At 55.7% G+C, this 15,103-nt stretch carries 14 protein-coding genes, 1 other RNA gene and 2 pseudogenes; 8 read left to right on the plus strand and 9 right to left on the minus strand.

The genetic code is table 11. The features are described from left to right. Positions 1 to 44: 44 nt before the first annotated feature. Complete coding sequence (locus KGA82_RS12770) at positions 45 to 257, plus strand: FitA-like ribbon-helix-helix domain-containing protein (protein ID WP_223450582.1); 213 nt, start codon at positions 45 to 47, stop codon at positions 255 to 257. A gap of 178 nt (positions 258 to 435) precedes the next feature. On the opposite strand, the gene KGA82_RS29490 is transcribed toward KGA82_RS12770, so the two are convergent. Together KGA82_RS29490 and KGA82_RS29495 are read right to left on the minus strand one after the other, a co-directional pair. Next, positions 436 to 1,299, minus strand: a complete 864-nt coding sequence (locus KGA82_RS29490; protein WP_411736724.1) for a methyl-accepting chemotaxis protein — start codon at positions 1,297 to 1,299, stop codon at positions 436 to 438. A 42-nt stretch (positions 1,300 to 1,341) separates the two neighbouring features. Next, positions 1,342 to 2,355: pseudogene (locus KGA82_RS29495) on the minus strand (methyl-accepting chemotaxis protein); the annotation flags it as partial. A gap of 258 nt (positions 2,356 to 2,613) precedes the next feature. Here KGA82_RS29495 and KGA82_RS12780 point away from each other — a divergent pair. Together KGA82_RS12780 and KGA82_RS12785 are read left to right on the plus strand one after the other, a co-directional pair. Then, a complete protein-coding gene (locus KGA82_RS12780) occupies positions 2,614 to 3,285 on the plus strand; it encodes a histidine phosphatase family protein (RefSeq protein ID WP_008036560.1) in 672 nt (223 codons plus the stop codon). 8 nt (positions 3,286 to 3,293) lie between these two features. Then, positions 3,294 to 4,157: a phosphatase PAP2 family protein gene (locus tag KGA82_RS12785; RefSeq protein WP_223450583.1), complete on the plus strand. Its 864-nt coding sequence runs from the start codon at positions 3,294 to 3,296 to the stop codon at positions 4,155 to 4,157. Positions 4,158 to 4,177: 20 nt separating this feature from the next. On the opposite strand, the gene KGA82_RS12790 is transcribed toward KGA82_RS12785, so the two are convergent. After that, positions 4,178 to 4,438 carry a DUF6124 family protein gene (locus KGA82_RS12790; RefSeq protein ID WP_008029850.1) on the minus strand — a complete coding sequence of 87 codons (261 nt, stop codon included), beginning with the start codon at positions 4,436 to 4,438 and terminating at the stop codon, positions 4,178 to 4,180. 639 nt (positions 4,439 to 5,077) lie between these two features. Continuing rightward, entirely contained in the window at positions 5,078 to 6,481 is a 1,404-nt protein-coding gene (locus tag KGA82_RS12795; RefSeq protein WP_223450584.1) for a DUF2252 domain-containing protein, read from the minus strand. A 189-nt stretch (positions 6,482 to 6,670) separates the two neighbouring features. Here KGA82_RS12795 and KGA82_RS12800 point away from each other — a divergent pair, with 189 nt between their 5' ends. Then, a complete protein-coding gene (locus tag KGA82_RS12800; RefSeq protein ID WP_223450889.1) occupies positions 6,671 to 6,874 on the plus strand; it encodes a hypothetical protein in 204 nt (67 codons plus the stop codon). Positions 6,875 to 7,011: 137 nt separating this feature from the next. On the opposite strand, the gene KGA82_RS12805 is transcribed toward KGA82_RS12800, so the two are convergent. Then, complete coding sequence (locus tag KGA82_RS12805; protein WP_223450585.1) at positions 7,012 to 7,557, minus strand: hypothetical protein; 546 nt, start codon at positions 7,555 to 7,557, stop codon at positions 7,012 to 7,014. A 479-nt stretch (positions 7,558 to 8,036) separates the two neighbouring features. Here KGA82_RS12805 and KGA82_RS12810 point away from each other — a divergent pair, with 479 nt between their 5' ends. The 4 genes from KGA82_RS12810 to KGA82_RS12825 all read left to right on the plus strand — a co-directional run bounded on the left by KGA82_RS12810 (position 8,037) and on the right by KGA82_RS12825 (position 12,323). Then, complete coding sequence (locus KGA82_RS12810; RefSeq protein WP_223450587.1) at positions 8,037 to 8,567, plus strand: DUF2867 domain-containing protein; 531 nt, start codon at positions 8,037 to 8,039, stop codon at positions 8,565 to 8,567. Positions 8,568 to 8,689: 122 nt separating this feature from the next. After that, positions 8,690 to 9,079 carry a hypothetical protein gene (locus tag KGA82_RS12815; protein ID WP_223450588.1) on the plus strand — a complete coding sequence of 130 codons (390 nt, stop codon included), beginning with the start codon at positions 8,690 to 8,692 and terminating at the stop codon, positions 9,077 to 9,079. Between the two features lie 407 nt (positions 9,080 to 9,486). Further along, positions 9,487 to 11,361, plus strand: coding sequence for a formylglycine-generating enzyme family protein (locus KGA82_RS12820; protein WP_223450590.1), 1,875 nt, complete (start codon positions 9,487 to 9,489; stop codon positions 11,359 to 11,361). A gap of 23 nt (positions 11,362 to 11,384) precedes the next feature. Then, entirely contained in the window at positions 11,385 to 12,323 is a 939-nt protein-coding gene (locus tag KGA82_RS12825) for a viperin family antiviral radical SAM protein (protein ID WP_223450592.1), read from the plus strand. 281 nt (positions 12,324 to 12,604) lie between these two features. On the opposite strand, the pseudogene KGA82_RS12830 reads toward KGA82_RS12825, so the two are convergent. The 4 genes and pseudogenes from KGA82_RS12830 to KGA82_RS12845 all read right to left on the minus strand — a co-directional run bounded on the left by KGA82_RS12830 (position 12,605) and on the right by KGA82_RS12845 (position 15,087). Then, positions 12,605 to 13,556: pseudogene (locus KGA82_RS12830) on the minus strand (tyrosine-type recombinase/integrase). Positions 13,557 to 13,721: 165 nt separating this feature from the next. Then, positions 13,722 to 14,115, minus strand: a transfer-messenger RNA (tmRNA) gene (gene ssrA / locus KGA82_RS12835). A gap of 113 nt (positions 14,116 to 14,228) precedes the next feature. Further along, positions 14,229 to 14,483 carry a hypothetical protein gene (locus tag KGA82_RS12840; protein WP_008029815.1) on the minus strand — a complete coding sequence of 85 codons (255 nt, stop codon included), beginning with the start codon at positions 14,481 to 14,483 and terminating at the stop codon, positions 14,229 to 14,231. 331 nt (positions 14,484 to 14,814) lie between these two features. Further along, complete coding sequence (locus tag KGA82_RS12845; RefSeq protein WP_008036547.1) at positions 14,815 to 15,087, minus strand: hypothetical protein; 273 nt, start codon at positions 15,085 to 15,087, stop codon at positions 14,815 to 14,817. Positions 15,088 to 15,103 lie beyond the last annotated feature (16 nt).

Consider the following 15,103-nt stretch of genomic DNA (forward strand, 5'->3'; position numbering starts at 1 on the left):
TGATAGTGTCGTCCGTTCAATTTCGACGAGCACAGGAGGCGCTTATGGCCAGCATCACCATTGGCAATCTTGATCCGCAGATCTACGAGCAATTGCGAATCGCGGCAGAGAGTAATTGCCGTTCAGTTGAAGAGGAGGCTCTCTTCATCTTGAGGAAAGCGCTCGACCCGAATGGTCGTACCTGCGGTTTGGGGAGTCGAATCAATAATCGATTCAGAGAGAGTGGTGGTATCGAGTTAGATCTGCCTCTGCGTTAAGGCGGTGAAAGCGAGGCTAAGGGCTGATCCCAGGTATTTGTTGTCTGTTCGATTGCATTCGCGGGCAAGCCTCGCTCCTACAGGATTGATGTCGTTCCGATGATTTTCCGAACGACATCAACCCTGTAGGAGCGAGGCTTGCCCGCGAATGGGCCTTTGCTTCACCGCAAAGTGAACGTCAAACCCTGAAGTGACTCACCATCATCTGCAACTGATTACCCAACCGCGCCAGTTCAACACTGGATTTAGCGGTTTCGTCGCTGGCAGCGGCGGTCTGTTCGGACACGTCGCGTACGTTGATGATGCTGCGGCTGATCTCTTCGGCCACGGCGCTTTGCTGTTCGGCGGCGGCAGCGATCTGCTGGTTCATCGACTGGATGTTGGACACCGTGCGGGTGATGTTTTCCAGTGACACACCGGCCTTGCGGGTCAGGGCGACGCTGCTGTCGGTGAGGGCGCGGCTGTTGTTCATCACGGCGGACACTTGTTGCGTGCCGTTCTGCAAACCGGCCACCAGGCCTTCGATTTCCTCGGTGGATTTCTGCGTGCGCTGGGCCAGGCCACGCACTTCATCGGCCACCACGGCAAAACCACGACCGGCTTCACCGGCGCGCGCCGCTTCAATGGCAGCGTTGAGCGCCAGCAGGTTGGTCTGTTCGGCCACGGCCTTGATCACGTCCATGACGCTGCCGATCTTGTCGCTTTCGTGTTGCAGCACACTCATGGCTTCGGTGGAACGCACCACTTCGCTGGCCAGACGCTCGATCTGGGCGATGGCTTCGTTGACCACTTTGTCGCCTTCGCGGGCTTCGCCGTCGGCGGCGGCCGCTGCTTGTGACGCTTCTTCGGCATTGCGCGCGACTTCCTGCACGGTGGCGGTCATCTCGTGCATGGCGGTGGCCACCTGATCGGTCTCGATCTTCTGGCTGTTAACGCCGGCGCTGGTCTGCCCGGTCACGGCGGACAACTCTTCGGCGGCGCTGGCGATCTGGGTGACGCCGTCGCGGATACCGCTGATCAGGTCACGCAGGGTCACGCCCATGCGCGCGATGCCTTGTTGCAATACGCCGAGTTCATCGCGGCGGGTCACTTTGACGTCCTGGGACAGGTCGCCGCCGGCGATGCGCTCGACCACTGCCAGCGTGTCGCGCAGCGGGCGGGTGATCTGACGGGTGATGATGACGGCGGCAATGATCCCGACCAGCAACGCCAGCAAGGTGCTGATCAGTTGCAGAGTGCGGGCTTGTGCGCTTTCGGCGTCACGACGGTCGAGCTGGATCTGATACAGCTGCTCACTCAGGGTCACGATGGCGGCGCCCTGATCGGTCATTTCCTTGCGCGCCTGCACAGCATCGTTGCTCGCGGCTTTATAAGCCTGCAAAGCGCTGCGGTAATTGCTCAATGCCGTTTCCAGCTGACGCAACTCGTCCAGCATCGTGTCGGCGAATTGCACATTGAGTTGTTTCAGGCTGGCGATGGCCGCGTCCAGTTGGCCGACGGCTTTCTGCTCGGTCTCGGCGTTGGTGGTCGCGGTATAACCGCGCACTTCGTAGCGGGCCAGCATGAACGCTTCCTTGGCGGCGGTGATGGCCTGGAATTGTTCGAAGCGCTGATCGCTCAACGGCATTTGTTGTACGCGGGTACTGATGGCGTTGATCAGCGAATTCGCGTTTTCCGCGTTGGCGCCCATGGCGTCGCGCGCGCTGTTGCCGGAACGGTAGGCGCTGCGCATTTTGTTCAGGGACGTTTTGTACGCGTCAATTTGCGTACCTTGCTCTTTGAGCAGCTTGAGGTTTTCCGGGCTCTTGAACTTCACCAGCAGCGCTTGTTGCTGAGCGGCAAACGCATCCAGGGTGGTCTGGACGTTCTGCGCGGTGGTTTCATCGCCGTTGGTCAGCATGTATTGCAAGCGAACCACACGCAGTTTGGTCAGACCGGCATTGAGCTGGGTGATGTCGCTCATCCAGTTGCTGCGGTCAATCAGACTGCCCAGGCTCGTCCAGCCGGTCAGGGCGAGGACGCAGGTCAGTGCCAGGACCAGGCCAAACCCCAGGCCCAGTTTCATGTTCACGCTGATGTTGCCGAACCAGCTATTCATCAAATTCCTCCAGGAACGTTGCGCTTTTGGTCGTCGGTTGGCTGGAAGATTGTTGTTTTTGGTAGCCAAGGGTGTGTAGCAGGTCTGTATCGGCAGCAATCGCGAGAGCTGAAAGGATTTTGTCAGACGGTTCTGTAACAAAAGTTTTTGCAGGGGGCTTAAGCTTTTTTTCACATGGGTTTCACCGACTGCCGACGCGAGCCTCTCTACCCTCGCGGCATCGAATGTAAGTGATGCATGCCGGTGAGGCGGCCTGATGTGGAATTGAGACTGAGTCTGTTCGGGGTCAAACGCTCGATTGATCTGAGCCGTTTTACCCGCTATCGAAACACCGCAGTGGTACTCGCCTCGGCGCTGTTGGTGATCCCGTTGACCGTCTGGCTGTTGCGGCCTGCCGCCGTTCCGGACCTGGCCCATGGCAATGTCTCGGGCGCCCGGGCGTTGTTATCCGGTTGGGCCAAGGGCGACATGATTGTGCTGGTGCGCCATGTCGAGCGCTGCGATCACTCGACGGCCGCGTGTCTGACGGGCAATGACGGCATCACGGATCGTTCGCGCAGCGTCGCCGTGAGTGTCGGTGCGCAATTCGAAAGGCTCGGCCTGGGCGAGGCTGACATTTACAACAGCCCGATGATGCGGACCGCACAGACGGCCTCCTACATGTTCAACAAGGTGAGTACTCATGAGGAGTGGTTGATCAATTGCAAGGGCACTATGTTGCGTGACGCGCTGGCGCACAAAGTGCCAGGGCGTAATCTGATTCTGGTGACCCACAGTGAATGCATGGCGCAGATCGAAAAAGGCCTCAAGCTGCCGACGGCCACTCTTGGCTATGGATCCTCTTTGTTTATCTCCGCCGAATCGCTACAGGCGCCGCGAATGCTTGGTTATATCGAAGCTTCCGACTGGCGCTCGGTGACCAGCCAATGAGTAATCCCATGCGTTTCTACTACTTCAACTTCGGTATTCCACTGGCCTGCGCAGCCGTCGTTTTTCTGATGTTCGACATGACCAAAATCGACATCGCGTTCAGTAATCTTTTTTTTGATCCGCTGACCCAGACCTTCCCGCTCGACCAGGTTCACTTCTTTGAAAAGCTCACCCATAAATGGGCGCGCATCATTCCGAACTGGACTGCTGAAATTGCCTTGATCGGCGTGATGCTGTCGTTTGTCTGGCCGCTGATCAACCCGCAAAAACGTCCGCGTCTTGGCCGATTCCTGGAGCGGAGCAAAGCCGCTCCGGTGCTGAAGTTTGCCTATGACCATCGTCGGGATTTTCTGTTTGTGGTGTTCGCGTTTGCCATTTGCACCGGGGTGATCCATTTCCTCAAGGCGCACACCAGCGTGTATTGCCCAATTGAAACGACGCTATATGGCGGGAAAATTGCCCACATGGAGTGGTACGAAAACTTCCAACTGTTCAGGGAAGCCGGTGAGGGGCGCTGCTGGCCGGGCGGGCATGCGTCCGGCGGGTTCACCATGCTGGCGCTGTACTTCGTCGCGCGCCGCTACCGCTGGCGCTATTCGAAAGCGCTGATGTACGGCTCGCTGCTGCTCGGTTTCGTCTACGGCACGACGCGGGTCCTGCAAGGCTGGCACTACATGTCCCACACATTCTGGGCCGGGATCTTCGTGTGGCTGGCGTGTTTGCTGACGGCGTTGGCGTTTTATGGGCGAGCGCGGCTGGATGTGCCGGTGGATCAGATGACATCACTGTCGGCTGGCCGTCCGTCATCGCGAGCAGGCTCGCTCCCGCAAGGGAACGCGGTCCAGTGCGGGAGCGAGCCTGCTCGCGATTAACGATGACGCGGTATGCCTGCCTACTCCTGCGGATCAACGTTATCCAGTGCCTGGTTCACTGCCAGCTCCGCCAGCATGATGATCTGCGCAATGGCCAGCGCGGTGTTGCGCTGTGAACCGTCGAGGTAGGTGGCTAAATCGCTGGTCATGACGCTGGCGGATGCCAATGACTCGCAGGCATGGGCGAGGAGGTTTTCAGTGCCGATGTCGGGAAGGATCGTGAAGAAGGGGCTGGGGCGGTATGGGGAGGTAGTCGGGGGATCGGGGATTAATTTGTCCATACAAATTTTCCTTTTGCGTTGGAGCCGCCGCTTGCCGTTTCTCACGCGGCTAAGAGGTGGCAGCTATGTGCGGGGTGAGAAAACCGGTTATGGACACCCGGGCCAGACCAAAGTCTGCCCGCACACAGCCGCCATAACGCATTTGCGGACAGCGGATAAGCTGGCGCGATTATGCGGTTACAGGCTCTGTATGACCATAAGTTGCCAGGTTCTCACACCCGATCACTGAGTTTTCAGTGACAAGCAAAGACTAAAGAGCCCGCTTCCGAGCAACAACCCTAAAAATCTGTGGGCGTTTTCTTCGTTTTTGGTAGGAGATGTCCTGCAATGACGACGACATTTTTATCGACAGTGAAGCCGCCATCGCGAGCAGGCTCGCTCCTACAGGCGACTGCGGTCGTACGCGTAATCCGTGAGCAAAGTCATCAAGCGGGATGGCGTACGGTTACCGGGACAGCGAATTCTTTTTCATGAAGACCAGGAGCGTCTTTCCCGGTAATCCGTGAAGTACCCCAAAAAAAAAAGCCCGCGGGAGGGCGGGCAAACCGTAGTTTCTTGAATGAGCGAGCGCAATGTACCGGTTGCCGGGGTGCGATGGGGTGAAGAAAAATTCATCTGCGCCGCGGCAAAGTCGGGGGCTTACGGCAAATGATCGGCCGCAAAGTCCGCCTCCGACCGTGCCCGCAAACGGCCCTTGCGACAGGCTTGCTGGAAGCGTTCGAAGTCGCGGTCATTCTGTTCGGTATAGGTTTTCGCATACTTGAACAGCGCATCGGCCAGCGCATCGCTTTTGCCGATATAACCGCTGATCTGCGCGGCATGCCCGGAGGATTTGGCGTGCGCACGGGCGAGGGCGCGGCCGCAGATTCGGCCGTAGGCGGCAAAGGCTTCAGCGTCGAAGGTTTCCAGTTCGGCGGAGATTTTCATATCGCGCAACTGGCGCACGTAAAAATGGCGTCCGTTGGGGCCGGTGGTCCAGCCGAGGAACAGATCACTGGCGGACTGCATCAGCCGTTGACCATCGACCACGCGCTGACCGTTATGCCGCACGCGAGACTTGGCCTTCACGTAGTCGGCGAGCACCGATCGCCGTGCTTCCTTGAATTGCAGGAACAACGGGAACTCTTGCTCGTCAGTCAGCAGCGCCACCAGGCAGCGCGTGCCGACACTGCCGACGCCGACCACTTTGAACACCAGGTCCTGAACATTGAAGCGCGACAGCAGCCCGCGCCGGTCGGCTTGCAGGGTCGCCCGATATTCGCTCATGAACGTCTCGTAGAGCGGTCGCCAGTCCGCGAGCCGCAGCCAGTCATCGTCGGCATCCAGCAGCGTGGTGTTTTTGTGCAGATGGAAAATTTCCGGCAGGTCATCGCGAATGATCAGACGGCCTGCGGCGTCACGTTCACTGATTTTCGGCAACAATTCGGCATGGGTACGACGTTCGGCTTTGGCGATGGCGCGCTCCACGTGCTCCAGCGTGGCTTTACTCGCCTGTTGCCGCAGATCGTCATAACTGATGGACTCGTACCAAGTCTCCAACGCGCTTTGCTCCGCGCATTCGAGCATCGTTTGCTGATACGCGGCGACCACTTCGCGGCAGACGTTTTCTTCCACGGTTTCGCCATGGCGCAGGTCACGGGCGGCCACCATGAAACTCGCCACCAGACGTTTGACATCCCACTCCCAGGGGCCGGGATGGACCTCATCGAAGTCATTGACGCTGAACAGCAGGTTGCGCTCTGGCGTGGCGAAACCGCCGAAGTTCATCAAGTGACTGTCACCGCAGATCGTCGACACCAGACCCATGTTCGCCGTGCCGGCCAGGTCGTGAGCCTGCAACAGCGCGTTGCCGCGATAAAAGGTGAACGGCGACACCAGCATGCGGCCATAGCGTAACTCGACCAGAGAATTGACCCGTCCCTCGCTGGATCGCTTGATCAGTGGCAGCGGGTCACGACTGGTTTTTCCGGTGGCCGCTTGAGCACTGCGAGGGCAGTTTTTTCGAGCGTCCTTGCCTTGCTTCAAGCGGTCTTTGAGGGTCATGGGGGCTCGGTAGATAAAAGTGATGAAAGGTCAGGTTTTGGTATCCGAACGATTTGTCTTGGATGGGATGAGTGTAGAGAAAAATGCTCAAAGCACTGCTTCAAGTTGGTTGATGTCATTTTGATGTTGAAGTGGGCAGTAATGGCCCCTAAAGTGATTGTTCTTATGTTCAAGAGAAGGAACTCCCGCGTGAAGATTATCCAGTGCTCTTTGATCTTGGGTGCCGTGTTCGTGTTGAACGGCTGTGTGGTGCAAAGCACCTATAGCAAGACCATCGCCGTTACCAAGGACGCTGACGGTCGTGTGATTCAAACCGTTGAAAGCGAGACAGTGGTTCAGCCAGCCTCGGGTTACCCACTGCGACTGGAAAAAATCAAAGGTGTTCAACCTTGATGGTTCGTTGAAAAAACATCTCTTGGAAAGTGATCGCCGGGTAAAAATTCCAGGCAACAAAAAAGCCGTGAAGCTTCGATTTCTCGACGCTTCACGGCTTTGTTCAGTCTGCGCAGCAAGAACCTCTACGAGCCAGATTACTTGGCCTTCGCGCTCTTGATGTCGCTGATGATTTGTTGCGCAATCGCCTGGACCTGTTTTTTGGTCATGGCCGACATCACGCCTTCCCATGCCGACGATGAAGTGTCGTAGGTTCGGGTGCCGATCAGGCTCCCCGATTTCAAATCAGAAAAGTCGGCGCTGGAATTGACCCAGGCGTTGCCCACCATAATGCCAGCGGCAACACGTGCCCCCGGCGTCAGGTAGCGGAAGTTGCTCACGTTGATGGTGATGCCGACGCCATCCTTGGTGCCCGAACTCAACGTCTGAACCTCTGTAAGGCTGTAGCCGGCACGGGCGGCTTCTGCTTGCAGGGCCTCATTCCAGTCACGCTGCAAAAGGGGCCAGTCTTCATTCTGCTGGACTTTGCTGTTCCCTTTGAAATTGACCACCAGGTTTTGCTTCGCCGACTCCTGAATCGCCAGTGTTTCACCACCGCCACTTTTTACCGACGCAGCACAACCGCTCAGAAGTGACACGGCCAGGAGGCATGAAAGGGAGAGCAAATACTTTGGGTTTTTCATTGAATGTCCATATCGGGAACGATTGGGTTGGCGCTAAACAGAGGGTGATAGCGATATGATGGCAGTTGGCGCAATCCTGAGGCGAAGCCATTGATTTCGTCAATCAGTCAGGCATAAAAAAGGAACTTTCGATTCAGATTTAACGTAGCGGCGTACAAAAAAATGGCGCTTTCAATGCTCAACGCATTGCCCACTTGGCTGGGGTGACTTTTTCAACGCAATCGGCTAGGAGAGGACGGTGGGCACAGTGGTGGCAAGTGGGTAGCGTTGCCGATGCTGCTTTCGTATCTGGAAAGCACAGGGCATACGGTCAACCTTGTGGTGTTTCTCACAGGGCGATGTCGCGTTTGCCGCAACCACTTTCAAGCTAGACAAGCACTTACAGGGCGACATGGAGCGTTTACGACAAGCCATCGCAACAAGAAACGCGATATGGCATGTCTTCTAATCAGTAGTCAGATCTCAGGAGAGATCCCCCGATGCCCAGAGAATTTGAGCTCATTACCTCCGTGCCAGTCCCCTCGAGGTCCGGCATCACCCACCTTTACAAGTCGATGAACCTGGCGGACGCTTTTTCGATTCGGCTTCCTGCGGGCGCCTCCAGTAATCCAGATTTGCTAGCTAGATTCCTGTTTTCCCACCAGCCATCCTGGATCGGATGGCTCACGAAAGTCCGAGACACTATCGTTGCCTGTTTTGGTCTCAAGACAGCCAAACACTTGGCATCACTTGCTGGTCGGGTTGGAATCTTCAAGGTCTACAGCACCAACCAGACTGAAATCGTGTTGGGAGAGGACGACAAGCACCTCGACTTCCGTATATCGATTCTATGTTCCGCAGAGGCAGAGCCAGAAGGTAGTCGCCAACTCGTTGTTTCAACCGTGGTCCAGTGCCACAACCGTTTAGGCCGCGCCTACATCTTCATCATTGCTCCATTTCACCGTTTGGTTGTTAAAGCCAGCCTCCTCCGTGCAGCGCGTATCGGTTGGCCTCTGGCTACCTGCCCCTAAGGCTGAAAACGCTGTATCGAGAGGCTGGTTCCGGCAAGCCCGGCCAAGCGTCTCATGTCAAACCTCAGACCTCTAAGGTTCATTCGCTCCATCTGCCGTACATCCCTAAAGGAAAGGAAAACATGTCCAGGTCTGCGCTCAGTGCCAAGGTCTTCGCCGTCTATTTGTTCTTCGTAGGGGCCGTGTTAGTCGTCGCGCCGAACTTCTTGCTGTCGATCTTTCAGATTCCACCAACCTCCGAAGTATGGATTCACGTGGTTGGCGTTATCGCATTCAATATCGGCATCTACGCCTGGGTCGCAGCCAAGCACGAAAACAAACCATTTTTGGAAGCGTCGGTGTACACGCGCTTCGTCGTCTTCGTGGCCTTCACTACCTTCGCTGTCGTTGGCCTTGGCAGTCCAATGATCGTTCTCTTTGGAGTGGCGGATCTTTTGGGAGGCATATGGACCTACTTCGCGCTGAAAGCTGATGCTCGGTCGATCAGTCCTGTTCTGGCAGGCCAGCACTGAGGCCTGACTCTCCATCGAGCGGACGTCAGGTTCAATAAGCTTGTGCTCAATAGACATTCTCTGAATTTCAGGCACAAAAAAAAGACGTCCGTGGACGTCTTTTTTCGTTGAAGTGGTGGGCCGGGGGAGAAACTCCTTGGTGGTGATGTCATTGCGGTTATGTGTGGCTGAGATTTTTTTAATCGAATCACCAAAAGTCGAGGCCTTGTAATCGGACCGTAGTTGGTAATAAGATCCATCCATCGCTTTAGTGCGTGTGGTGCCTGAGCAACCACGGCTGGGAAGTTGCCTCCTCAGTTGATCAGCTCAAAGGGGCTTTCCCCTCTCTCTCCAAATCCATTGCTGACCATGACCTGTTGCCTGAGGCGGCACGGTGCTTTGTTGCCGTGGCTTTATTGGAGAGAGCTATGAAAATTTCTGACCTTTTGCACGCATCGCGTGACGTCTATGTCCTGACTGAGAAGCCGAACATCGAGGAAGGGTGTTCTGATCGCTTCTGGTCTATGCGACTCGAAGGCCTTCATCACGATCATATCTGTCGTGCCGTAGCTGAGCTGCGTAAACGCCGGTCTCGTCCTATCTCAAAGCAAGTCGAGCGCACCACGAAGTCGGTTGCGCTTCAGGACTCTCTGGCTCGTGCCCTAGGCGCCAAGTCCTACTGCGACTGGCGTGAGGTCGAGCAGCAGAAGATCGCCGACTTTCTGTCCGAGCACGGTATGTCAGTGCCGACCGATCTCATTAGGTGGCCGTATTCGCCAGGGCTGGTTGGCGCTCTGACGGCGCAGAAGGTGGCTGATCGACTTTTCAATTCCGGCTTACCGCTCCCCAAGCGGATCTTCACCGGGGTGAGTTCTTGCCTGTTCTCACCGCGCGCCTACGGTCGTCTGGATTTTGACCAGGCAGCTGGCTACACATACTGGACCGACCAGCAGCGATACGCTTTTTGTGAGCAGCACGAGGACAAGATCCTAATGCGTGCAGAGTACATGCAGGATGGCTGCGGTCTCGATTACCTGGATATGACAGGTCGGATGTTGATGCTCAACGCGGTAAAAGAGTTTATCGGCTGCATGTACAACATGATGGGCTGCAATCTCATGGATCCTGCGGTCGGTGATCCAGTGATGCGCAGTTACAACATGTCCGAAGAGGATCTGGTGTTTGAGCTGCAGCTATTCCGACTGTTCCGGAAAGAGATTGAAGGTTCCGACGACGGTTGGGTGGAGGTGCTGCCCGTTCCTGGGAACGACAATCTCATCTTCCTGAAAGGTGCCAACGATACTTTTGACTGGGTAATTCGTGATCAGCGCGACGTTGCGTTTTCGTCCAATCCGCTTTACCCGTTCTTCACAAAGGACGAGGTGCCCAAGGCAATGGACCGGAGCAAGCTGGAAGGGCACTTGTACTTCGCAACCGGCATATGGGCTGAGCGGCTGGAACACGATGCGGAGACACGCCATTACGCCAAAGGGGGAACGGCGGCGAATTGGCCTGGTTATGCGAAGCTGATTCAACGCGAGCTCATTGCCAGTCAGGGGTATCGGACTCCCCGTCCTGAAACTGGGGGCGCATCTAATCACTTTATCCTGCATCGGCTTGGTGAAAGTTGCTTGATGGTCTCTCCACTAGTAACGATCGCTAATTTTTTTGATTTCTGTAGCCGGTCGAATTGGGGGCAAGTCAGGCAAGAGAAAGCCCACAAGACAAGAGACAAACGGATTGACGATTTGGGCACTATCAACATGGAGTCCAGTGAGCTTCCGGTGAGCGTAACTTGGCTGGATGCTGTCGCGTATTGCCGTGACTATGAGCGTCAGACGGAGCTCCCTGTTCGGCTGATGACCGTCGAGGAGTGGCAGCAAGTTGCCCCGCCGTCGATGGATTTTAGCCATGTATCACCGGTGCGTACCTTTATGGTCAAGTCAGGGGAGATGCCAGACGATCCCATTTACGAGCAGTTGGGGTGGGGCATTGTCGGCGGGGATGGCAGGCTGGGTGGCAACTCGTCGCATCGATACCGGCCTGATGGCTCCATGCACTTCGGGCCTAACCTGAAATGGGTCGACAACGGCGAAGGAGTTCCATTCCTCTCGGCACCTGGTTTTGGCGAATGGCTGTCTGATTACCAGCATGGGGCTGCTCCGGCTGCTTGTGTCGCAACCGGTCTGTCTGTTGCCGGCGGAGCTATTGAACGGGATCTTTGCCCTGTTCGCATGACGATGAGCTACAAGGGCGTCAAAGTCGGATTTCGGCTTTGCTACGTCGCTCATCTCGACGCCTAACCCCCGCTCCAGGAGCTGAGTAAATGGTGTATCTCCAGCGAGGAGAGGGGAGCGTTCGCCCTCACGTATCCGAGTTAGTTATCAACTGGCACATCACGGAAGCCTGTAACTATAAATGCCGCTATTGCTGCGCAAAATGGGATGGTGCTGGCAGGAAGCTGTCGCATGACTCGTGCCGTGTCCGCAATTTGCTGGATGAGCTACAGGCGTTTTTTTATCCAGGGAACGCTTCCAACCCACTCCGCCAGCACATGTCGTGGTCCGGCATCCGTTTGAACTTGGCCGGTGGCGAGCCGCTGCTGTATCAAGATGCCTCGCTTCGCGTGCTGGATTACGCGAGGAGCAAAGGGATGTCAGCCTCCATTATCACGAATGGCAACCGGCTCACTGATGATCTGATTGCCCGACTCGCACCGCTCGTTTCGATGTTCGGGCTGAGCTTGGATTCAGCGAGCCCTGTCAAGATTATGGAGATCGGCCGCGTCGATAGCCGTGGCTGTTTGCTGGACGTCGACTCAGTCTCGGAAATGCTGGCGCGCGCAAAGCTGCGAAATTCGGCCCTGCGGTTGAAGGTCAATACAGTGGTCAAAGCGCTGAACCGCCAGGAGGACATGTCGCCGATCATTCATACGCTTGCGCCGCATAGGTGGAAGGTGTTGCGCATACTGCAGGTGGTGACCAGTGAGCTGGCTGTTTCCACCGAGGACTTTCTCGCCTTCGTTGCGCGACATGACGCATTTCATGACGTGATGTGTGTCGAGGGCAATGACGACATGAGTGAGTCGTACATCATGATCGACCCGTTGGGACGCTTCTTTCAGAACACAAGCGGTCAGAAGGGTTACCACTTCAGCATCCCTATTGATGTCATTGGCGCGGAGCGTGCGTTCAGCGAGTGGCGCCTTTCGGTTGGTGCATATGCTGCGAGGTATCGGAGCGCATTGATGGTAGGGCGATCATGAGGAGATACAGTTCATCCAAGGACATTAATCTGCTCATCAAGAGTCTTCTAGCTAAGGGCTGGTCCTATCAGACAGGTAAGCGTCATGGTCGAATTCGCCCACCATGGGGAAGTGGTTTTATCAGCGTGCCATGCACCCCCAGCGATTTCCGTGCATTTGATAACTTCTCACATGCAGTCAGTCGTCTGGTCCGTGATGGCCATCCCGTGCCGGACACCTAGCATTCGTTGATTGCCCCTGGTCAGGAGGGAACTGTTTACTCTTGGTCAGGGGCAAGCTTGTCAGCGTATCGGAACGACTTTCCTATCCCCATTTTTTGGATGGCTGACACAGACAGGTTGCCGGTAGCAGCTTCCTGGATGTGTTCGCTCCACCACTTCATCATGGGGCGTCTGCGCTCAATGTAGTCGGCTCGGTTGTGGCGCTGCATACCTCATCTTTATCGACGTGCGCAAGTGCGACCTCGATCAGTTCAGGATCAAAGCTGCGCTCGTTGAGGATGGTGCTCGCCATTGAGCGCATACCATGACTTACCAAGCGCCCTTCGAACCCCATGCGCTTCAGCGCCATGTTGGCGGTCTGGCTGTTGCAGTGAGTGCGAGGGTTCCGGTCTGCAGGAAACACGTACTCTCCGTGTCCACTGTAGGGCTTGATGGCCTCTAGGAGCGCTAAAGCCTGCTCCGTGAGGTGCGACGTTTCTTCATGCGCTCCGCTGGGATCGTCCAGATCTTCTTCTCAAAGTCGATGTCAGCCCAACGGGTGGTGGCAGCCTCTGCTGGTCGGGTCATAGTGTGGAGCTGCCATTCGATTAGGCAACGCGTAGTTTTTTTGATGCTGGCATTGGCAATTGCCACCATGAGCTCATTTAGCTCATCGGGAGGTAGTGCCGCCATATTTTTCTTTTTTCGTTTTGAAACGTGTGCTCTGTCGCGGCTTTTTTTACTTGGCGCTGAACATCACGCTGCTCTTTCGGATTTAGTCCTTGGGCGACAAGCTCCTAGGCCTCAACAGTCCGTTTTCGCGCTTGTGCCAGGCTGACTTCGGGAAAGGTACCTAATCCCATGTTTATCCGTTTGTTGGTCACGGGATGGATATAGTTAAAGTTCCAAAGTCTAGATCTTTTGATTCTCACTTGTATTTGAGGGTTGTTGCCATCCGTGAGCGTGTAGTCCTTTTTTTAGGCTTGGCTGCTTTGACTTTCATGTCTGAAAGGCGCGTGGCTTGGGCACCCATGGTGTATTCCAAAAATTACCAGTCGGGAGGTTGGAATACCACTTGGAATACACGTTTGCATGGATGTCTATGGACGCTGATGGATCCTGATATCGCTGAAAGCCCCATATTTGCTGAATTTCAGGCACAAAAAAAGACGTCCGTGGACGTCTTTTTTCGTTGAAGTGGTGGAGCCGGGGGGATTTGAACCCCCGTCCGCCAGTACTCCGCTGTCGGTACTACATGCGTAGCCGTGTCTATTAAGTTAACCCTCAGCGACCCGACGGGCAGGGTGCTTTGGGCGAGTTGTGTAAGTTTTAGCCGCTTCGTCCACAACGTACTGCACGGCGATTCTGTTCTATATGACAATCACTTTGGGTTTACAGACATCCCCTGATGATTGCTGGACCCGAAGGTACCAGAAGGGAAGGGCTAAGGCTGCTTACGCAGCGAGAGCGTATTCCCCGTAGGTTTCGTCATTGGCAACTATAAGAAGTTGCAACAGTGGATTTACGAGTTCTGTTACCAACTCGGCATGCACCTAAAGTTTCGCGACCGGCGTCGAATCCTAAACGGCCCCGTGCCTGTTGCTCTGTGAATCAAAGTGAGCAGCAAGCCTGCGCAGTGTACGCCAACGTGGCTCAGAAGGCCACCCGATGCTTGGCGCGAGTGATCATGGGTTGGGATCTTTGCTCAGTTTGCCAGCGACAATCCCTGGGTGGCCTCGGTGACGCATTTTTTGTCGTCCCCGGCCGCTTTTGAAGCTTCGGCGCTGGCCAGCAGTCTTTTGATCTCCATTGTGGTGTTGTCGGCGCTCGCCGGCAGTGCATTCACTTTGGCTTTGAGCTGTTGCAGCTTGCTCGTACACAGGTCGTTGTCCGCTGCAAATACGGGAGAAGCCAACAGTGCAGCAGACATGAGCAAACCAGCGATCGCGGTACGTTTCATGGGTATTTCCTTGTACGGGTAGTCTCGGTGCTGCCATAGGGGCGGGGGCTCGGCCGAGGTCGAAAAACAAGCCACGATTGATCGGCCCTAACTAAAAGACTACGACGCTGCGCAAGAATTCGCTTTTCACCCGAAGGCTATGGAAAAAAGGTCCATGCAGGACCAAACCCCAGAAGCAACAAAACCCGCAGTTGGCGGGTTTTGGTTTGTTTCGCATTGGGTGGAGCCATCCTGAGCGCTCCCTGGCCTGTTGCTCTGTGAATCTTGATGAGCAACAAGCCTGCGAGTTGAACGCCAGGAAAGCCCACCCGAAGGTTGGCAGTGTGCCGGGTTACTTCCCGCCTTTGTTCGCGTCCTTGATTTGCTTGATCGTTTGTTCTGTCTCGGCGATGCAATCATCAGTCCCTTCCTTGGTGCCTTTTGCCTGATCGGCTTTGGCTTGCTTGACGCTGTCCATTACCTGATCAGACATTTCTGGAGGAGTCTGTGCCCTGGCATTTTCGATGGTTTTAATGTTGACCGCACAGAGGTCTTCAGCGGCAAACGAGGGGGACGCCATCAGCGAGACAGTAACGAACAGACCTAACAGTACAGAACGTTTCATGAGTATCTCCTTGAAC

This window comes from Pseudomonas sp. BF-RE-22 (genome assembly GCF_019956155.1).
Lineage (GTDB): Bacteria > Pseudomonadota > Gammaproteobacteria > Pseudomonadales > Pseudomonadaceae > Aquipseudomonas > Aquipseudomonas migulae.